This is a genomic window from Herbidospora galbida (genome assembly GCF_005233835.1).
Taxonomy (GTDB): domain Bacteria; phylum Actinomycetota; class Actinomycetes; order Streptosporangiales; family Streptosporangiaceae; genus Herbidospora; species Herbidospora galbida.
Window position 1 is genome coordinate 166,547 of sequence record NZ_SZQA01000015.1, and the last position, 6,756, is coordinate 173,302.

General features: G+C 71.8%; 6 protein-coding genes. 1 reads left to right on the plus strand and 5 read right to left on the minus strand.

Annotated features, from left to right (window positions below; all coding sequences use genetic code 11):
• Nucleotide 1: 1 nt before the first annotated feature.
• The 4 genes from FDA94_RS17500 to FDA94_RS17515 are packed head-to-tail and all read right to left on the minus strand — an operon-like array spanning nucleotide 2 to nucleotide 4,676.
• Entirely contained in the window at nucleotides 2-1,642 is a 1,641-nt protein-coding gene (locus FDA94_RS17500; RefSeq protein ID WP_137248135.1) for an amylo-alpha-1,6-glucosidase, read from the minus strand.
• A 25-nt stretch (nucleotides 1,643-1,667) separates the two neighbouring features.
• Nucleotides 1,668-2,474 (minus strand): carbohydrate ABC transporter permease, encoded by an 807-nt coding sequence (locus FDA94_RS17505; protein ID WP_137248149.1) that lies wholly within the window; start codon nucleotides 2,472-2,474, stop codon nucleotides 1,668-1,670.
• Nucleotides 2,474-3,424: a carbohydrate ABC transporter permease gene (locus FDA94_RS17510; RefSeq protein WP_137248136.1), complete on the minus strand. Its 951-nt coding sequence runs from the start codon at nucleotides 3,422-3,424 to the stop codon at nucleotides 2,474-2,476. The genes FDA94_RS17505 and FDA94_RS17510 overlap by 1 nt, the downstream gene beginning before the upstream one ends.
• A gap of 10 nt (nucleotides 3,425-3,434) precedes the next feature.
• Complete coding sequence (locus FDA94_RS17515; protein ID WP_137248137.1) at nucleotides 3,435-4,676, minus strand: sugar ABC transporter substrate-binding protein; 1,242 nt, start codon at nucleotides 4,674-4,676, stop codon at nucleotides 3,435-3,437.
• A 127-nt stretch (nucleotides 4,677-4,803) separates the two neighbouring features.
• Between FDA94_RS17515 and FDA94_RS17520 the strand changes: the two genes are divergently transcribed.
• Nucleotides 4,804-5,814, plus strand: coding sequence for a LacI family DNA-binding transcriptional regulator (locus FDA94_RS17520; RefSeq protein ID WP_137248138.1), 1,011 nt, complete (start codon nucleotides 4,804-4,806; stop codon nucleotides 5,812-5,814).
• Nucleotides 5,815-5,911: 97 nt separating this feature from the next.
• Here the strand turns inward: FDA94_RS17520 and FDA94_RS17525 are convergent.
• Nucleotides 5,912-6,756 (minus strand): RICIN domain-containing protein (locus tag FDA94_RS17525; protein WP_137248139.1); only part of this gene is annotated, 845 nt, incomplete at its 5' end.

Genomic DNA, 6,756 nt, shown 5'->3' on the forward strand with positions numbered 1-6,756 from the left:
CTCAGCCACGGTTCCGCCGCGCCGCCGCGAGGATGAGGTAGGCGCTCGCCGTCCACGTGTACGCGCGGTCGCGCAGTCCTTCGCCGGTCCGCGCGTCGAAGTTCTCCGCGAACCCCGACCTCTCGCACAGGCGGCGGAACCGGTCGCTGATCTCGTCGGCCAGTGCGACGTGCCCGGCGCGGCGCAGCCCGTCCTCGATCAGGATCGTCGAGGGCGCCCAGATGGGGCCGCGCCAGTAGCCGTCGTCCTGGTAGTGGGGCGACGAGGGCAGCTCGGTGGCCGGTCCGAACTCGGTGAGGTGCCGTTCGATCCGGCCGGCGAGCACCGCGCTCACCTCGGCGGGCAGCTCCTCGCCCAGGACGATGGGCATCAGGTCGAGCAGGCTGTCGCTCGACCAGGTCCGGCCGGTGAGCGCGCCCCGGGCGACGAACCGGTCGCCCGTCCACAGCTCGGCCAGCAGGGCGCTCTTCATGCGGTCGGCGGCGGCGCTCCAGCGGGCCGCCTCGGCGGGGCCGGGGGCTTCGCGGGCCAGTTCGCGCATCTGGAGCACGAGAAAGGCGGCCAGGTCGGCGGTCTCGACGACGCGTTCGGGGTCGAAGGTGGTGGCGTTGTCCCACCCGCTGTCGTTGCCGTGCTGGTAGTAGGCCAGTTCGTGGCCGGGTATCCGCCGGGCGGTCAGCCAGAAGTCCGTCCACCGTTCCAGCAGCCGGTAGGTCTCCTCGGGTTCGGGCCGCCATTGGAGGCGGCCCAGCGCCCAGCCGTGGATGGGCGGTTTGACGAAGTTGTAGAGGATCTCGGAGTGCGTCACGGAGTCGGGCAGCGCGCCCGCGCCGTCCTGGTGGTCGAAGGGCAGCCGGAACTGGTGCCACGCCAGTTCCGGCAGCCCCTCGCCCAGGGCGATGGCGTTGAAGCAGTGGTCCCAGCTCCACACCTTGTCCATCCAGTGCTTGGACATCAGCACCCCGGGACGCGTGACGAACCCCGCCGGGCGGACCGTCGCCGACCACAGCACGTAGACCGCGAGCTCGGCGGCCGGGGTCGCGTCGTCGCGCCAGGGGGCGACCGCCGCGGCGAACGCCTCGAACTCCGCGCGGGCCGCCTTGACCACCTGCTCGAACGTGTCGGCCTCGGCGTAGGGGGCGCGGGCGGTCTCGTACTCCTCGACGGCGATCTCCCAGTCGCCCGTCAGGACGACCCCGCGCTCCGCGCCGCCGAGCGACTGCGCGCCCACCGCGCCGGCCGTGCCGCGCAGCACGGTGACCCGGTAGCGGCGGCCGGTCTGGTAGAGCGTGAAGACGTACGACCCGTCCGACGGCTCCTGGTAGAAGTAGGGGCCGCTGAACGGGGTGAGCACCGGATCGGCCGCCAGCAGGCCCAGGTCCAGGCCCCGGCCCCTGATCCGCACCGTGTCGGGGCTCTCGTAGGCGAGTTCGATCCGGTCGTCGCCGCGCTCCCAGAGGAGCTGCTGCGGCGTGGCGGTCAGGGCCGCCTCCGGGTCGACCACGAGCCGCAGGACGGCGTGCATCCCGGTCTGGTGCGAGACCAGGTGCACCTCGTCGGCGTACGTCTTCTCGGCGATCACCGGGGAGAAGCCGAACCAGGAGCCGCGATGGCTGAACGGGATGTCCCGTAGGGAGAACACGGAGGGGAGGCCCTTCTCCTAGAGGTCAGTCCTTCACGGCGCCGGCGGTGACCCCGGCGGCGACGTAACGCTGGGCGATGACGAGCAGGAGGGCCGCCGGGATCGACGCGACCACGGCGGTGGCCATGATGGCGTTCCACTCCTGGTTGTTGTTGCCGATGTAGTGGTAGATGCCGAGCGTGATCGGCTGGTGGTCGCCGCCCTGGTCGAGGGTCGAGGCGAAGACGAAGTCCGACCAGGCCCACAGGAAGGCGAACAGCGAGACGGTGACGAGGGCGTTGCGGCTGAGCGGCAGGACGATCGACCGGAAGGTCCGCACCGTCCCGGCCCCGTCGACCCGGGCCGCCTGCAGCAGCTCCTCCGGCAGGCCGGACATGAACGCGGTCAGGACGAGCACCGCGAACGGCACGGCCAGCGTGGAGTCGGCCACGATGAGGCCCGGCACCGTGTTGAGCACGCCGGCCGACAGGAAGACGGCGTAGAACCCCATCGCCATGATGATCCCGGGGATCATCTGCGCGATCAGCAGCAGGAAGCTCAGCACCCCGCCGCCCCTCGGCCGGAGCTTGGCCAGGGCGTACGCCGCCGGAGCCGCGACGACGAGGGTCAGCGCGACGGTGCCGAGCCCGACGACGAGGCTGGTCGCCAGGTAGGGCAGCTGCCGGTCGAGCACCGCCTGGTAGCCCTCCAGCGTGCCGTCGACCGGGAACCAGTTCGGCGGGTCGCGGCGCATGTCGGCGTCCCGGGTGAACGAGACGTTGACCATCCAGTAGACCGGGAACAGCATCACGGCGGTCAGCACCAGCCCGATCGCCGTCTTCACCCGCCGCATCACGGCACCCTCCGGTGCAGCGTGCGGACGTAGACCAGCCCGAAGACCAGCGCCGCCACGATGAGCAGGTTGCCCACCGCCGCGCCCGGCCCGAACGAGGGGACGAGGTTGCCGAAGCCCAGCCGGTACGACCACGTGGCGAAGGTGGTCGACGCCCCGCTCGGGCCGCCCCGGGTCATGATCCAGATGATGTCGAACACCTTCAGCGTGTAGACCAGTCCGAGGAGCAGCGTGATCGCCGACACCGGCCGCAGGAGCGGGAAGGTGATCCGCCAGAACCGCTGGCGGGCGTTGGCCCCGTCGAGCGCGGCGGCCTCGTACACGCCGGCCGGGATCGCCTGGAGGCCGGAGTAGAGCACCACCAGGTTGAACGGGACGCCGATCCAGATGTTGGCGATCGTCACCGACCAGAGCGACCAGTCGGGGGAGGTCAGCCAGTTCACCGGCCCCAGCCCCAGCGCGCCGAGCGCCGCGTTGACCACGCCCGACTCGCTGTTCAGCAGCCACGACCACGTCGAGGCGGACACGATCAGCGGCAGCAGCCAGGGCACCAGGAACAGCGCCCGCAGCGTCGCCGACAGCGGGAAGTTCTGCACGAAGAACAGCGCCAGGGCGAGCCCGATCGTGAACTGGAAGGCCAGCGAGACCACCGTGAAGACGACGGTGTGCCAGAGCGCCGGGCCGAACGTCGGGTCGGCGAACACCTTCAGGTAGTTGTCGAACCCGGCGAAGGGCGCGTCTCCCCGTACGAACGACCGCACGGTGTAGTCGCGCAGGCTCAGCTCGACGTTGCGGTAGAGCGGGTAGGCGTAGAAGAGCAGCAGGTAGAGGCCGACCGGGGCGAGGAACGCCCAGGCCGCCCACTGTCCCGAGCGGAGCCGCGGCGCCCGGCGGGGCGGGGTCGGCTCGCCGGTGCGACCGCGGCTCCGGGCCTGAGTGGTCAGGGCCATGTGCCGGCCGTCACTGCGTGGCGCTCGCGGCGGCGCGTTGCGCCTGCGTCATCGCCTCCTGCGGCGGGGTGGACCCGCTCAGCGCCGCCTGCACGGCCCCCCACATCGGCTCGGAGATCTTCGGGTACTTGGTGCCGAGATCGTCGCCGGTGCGCCCCTTGGCCACCTTGACGGCCTCCACCCACACGCCGAGCTTCGCGTCGGCCGCGACCTGCTGCTGCTGCACGGCCTCGGTCGGGGCGATGTAGGACAGCGTGGTGGTCGTCTTCAGCGAGTTCTCGCCGTTGGTCAGGCAGGCCACGAGCCGCTGCGAGGTGGCGTACCGGCTCGTGTCCTCCTGGACGGGGATGGCGACGAACTCCCCGCCGGTGGGCGCGGGCGCCGGGCCGCCGCTCTTGGCCGGGATCGGGATGACGCCGTAGGGGAAGCCGGCCTTCTCGGCGTTGGCCAGCTGCCAGGTGCCGTTCTCGGCGAAGGCGTACTCGCCGGTGGCGAACTCCTGCCAGCTCGTGGTCTGGGTGTTGTTGATGACGGAGTTGGGGGCGTACCCCTTCTTCAGCCAGTCGGTCCACAGCGTGACCGCCGCGACGCCCTCGGGGGAGTCGAGCTTGGTGAGGTTCGCGCCCGAGCCCCAGAACCAGGGGAGGAACTGGAAGCTGCCCTCCTCGGTGCCGATCGCGGAGAAGGTGATGCCCTTGCCGCCGGACTTCGTCACCTTCTCCAGCGCCGCCGTGAGCGCGGCCCAGTCGGTGACCGTGGCCGGGTCGACCCCCGCCTTGTCCAGCACGTCCTTGTTGTAGTAGAGCGCCAGGGTGTTGGCGCCGATCGGGACGCCGAACGTCTCGCCGCCGCTCTGGCCGGCCCCCAGCAGGTTGGGCGAGACGGCCGAGACGTCGAGCCGGTTCTCGGCGGTCGTCGTCAGCACGCCGGCCTCGGCCAGCGTGGAGACGACCGGGTTGTCGACGATCAGCACGTCGGGCGAGCCGCCCTGCTGCGCGGCCAGCAGCGCCTTGTTGGTCAGGTCGCTGGTGTCGTAGCCGGTGCGTTCGACCTTGACGCCGGCCTGGGCGCCGCACGCCTCCAGCAGGCGCACCCACTCGGAGGTCGCGTCGTACTGCGGATAGGGATCCCAGATCGTGTAGGCCGACGCGGCCGTGGCCGGGGCGTCGACCACTTCGGAGGGGGTGGAGCAGGCGGCCAGCAGGGCCAGTCCGAGGCCGGCGGCGAGCCGGCCGGGCGCGGCAGATCTCATCGGGGGGTGACCTCCCTCGGTCGAACCGATTCGACGAATCGGTTCGACCGAACATAGGCGCGTTCCTCATGGACGTCAATGGGAGGCCTCCAGGTGGATTGTGGAACGATTCGACTACGATGCTCGGGTGAACATCGGGGAGATCGCCAAGAGGGCGGGAGTGTCCCGCAGCACCGTGTCCTACGCGCTCACCGGCCGGCGTCCGGTCTCGCCGGAGACCAAACAGCGCATCCAGGCGGTGATCGACGAGCTGGGATACCGCCCCAACGCGGCGGCGCGCGCCCTCAAGGAGGGCCGCACCCGCACCATCGGCCTCGTCATCCCGCCCGCGAGCACCCGCCTGACCGACATGCAGCTCGGCTTCGTGGCCAGCGTCGTCGACGCCGCCGCGCGCGCCGACCTCGACGTGCTGCTGTCGCCCTCAGGGGGCGAGCACGACCGCTCCTTCGAGCGCGTCGTCACCGGTCAGCGGGTCGACGGCGTGATCGTCATGGAGATACGGCTCGAAGACGACCGGGTCGCCCGGCTGATGGCCAGCGGCCTGCCGTTCGTCGGCATCGGCCGCACCCGCGACCCCCAGGGCATGTCATGGGTCGACATCGACTACGAGACGCTCATCGCCCGGTGCGTCCACCACCTCGCCGACCTCGGCCACCGCGACGTCGCCCTGGTCAACCGCAGCGCCGAACTGGTGGCCGCCGGATACGGCCCGGGACACCGCGCGCGGGCCGGCTTCGACCGGGCGGTCGCCGAGCGCGGCCTGCGCGGCGTGGCCGTCTGCTGCGCCGACGACGCCCAGGCCGGTCAGGCCTGCACCGAGAGCCTGCTCGCCGAGCATCCGGAGCTGACCGCGATCGCCACCGTGAACGAGGCGGCCGCCGCCGGGGTCTACCACGCGCTGGCCCGGACGGGCCGCGAGGTCCCCCGCGACTTCTCGATCGTGGGCGTCGCGGCCCGGCACTGGGCGGAGAACCTCCACCCGCCGCTCACCGCGGCCGACGTGCCCGCCGTCGAACTCGGCGCCCAGGCCGTCGACCTGCTGCTGGGGCGGATCGCCGACCCGGCCGCCCCGCACCGCCACCTCCTGGTCGCACCGCCGATCTCGCTGCGCGCCACCACCGGTCCGGCCCGACGGTAGGTGCGAATCGATTCGCCGCCTGCGTGCCGGCGAGATTCGGGGGACGCCGACGGGCGCGAGGCCCTGCCACCACCGGGGGCGGCAGGGCCTCGTCGTCTCAGACGGAGACGAGGGTCCACTGGTTGTTGGTGTTGGTGTTGGGCGCCCACATGCAGACGGTGGAGCCGGAGGTGGCGTTGCCCATGCCGTCCAGGGCGGTGCCGGTGCCGCGGTTGATGATCTGGTGGCGGCCGTTGCCGGTGGCGGCCAGCCGCCACTGCTGGTTGTTGCCGCCGTTCCAGGCCGCCTGGCGGGCGTTGGCGCCGTTGGCGGTGCTGCCCCAGCTGTCGATGACCATCCCGTTGGTGCGGTTGACGATCCGGTACCAGCCGCTGCCCAGGTCGACCAGCTGCCACTGCAGGTTGGTGGAGCTGCCGGAGGTCCACTGCTTGACCACCGAGCCGGAGGCGACGCTGCCGCCGCTGTCGAGCACCAGCCCGGTGGTGCCGTTGACGATCCGGACCCAGGAGGTCGGCTGCTGGGGGGTGCCGGTGCCGGTCAGGCGGTAGGTGCGCCCGGCCTGGCCGGTGAAGGACACCACGTCGGACTCGGGCTTGGTGAACGTCACCGCCGTGCCGTTGTCGGTGACGTCGACGGTGCCGGTGAAGACGGCGTTGCGGACCCGGACGGCGCCGTCCCGGTCGGGCTTGACCAGGATCTCGGTGGCCCGGCCGGAGCTCCAGGTGGCGCCGACGGTGTAGCCGCCGCGCCCGCGCAGCCCGGCGACCTTGCCGGCGGGCCAGGCCGAGGGCAGCGCCGGCAGGAGGTGGAGTTCGCCGGTGTGGCTGTGCAGGAGCATTTCGGCGATGCCGGAGGTGGCGCCGAAGTTGCCGTCGATCTGGAAGGGCGGGTGCAGGTCGAACATGTTGGGCGCCAGCCGGGAGGTGGTGACCAGCAGGCGCA

Bases quoted from the DNA above. Each gene is read 5' to 3' on its own strand.
- FDA94_RS17505 (WP_137248149.1), bottom strand. From the start codon at position 2,474: ATGCGGCGGGTGAAGACGGCGATCGGGCTGGTGCTGACCGCCGTGATG.
- FDA94_RS17510 (WP_137248136.1), bottom strand. From the start codon at position 3,424: ATGGCCCTGACCACTCAGGCCCGGAGCCGCGGTCGCACCGGCGAGCCG.
- FDA94_RS17515 (WP_137248137.1), bottom strand. From the start codon at position 4,676: ATGAGATCTGCCGCGCCCGGCCGGCTCGCCGCCGGCCTCGGACTGGCC.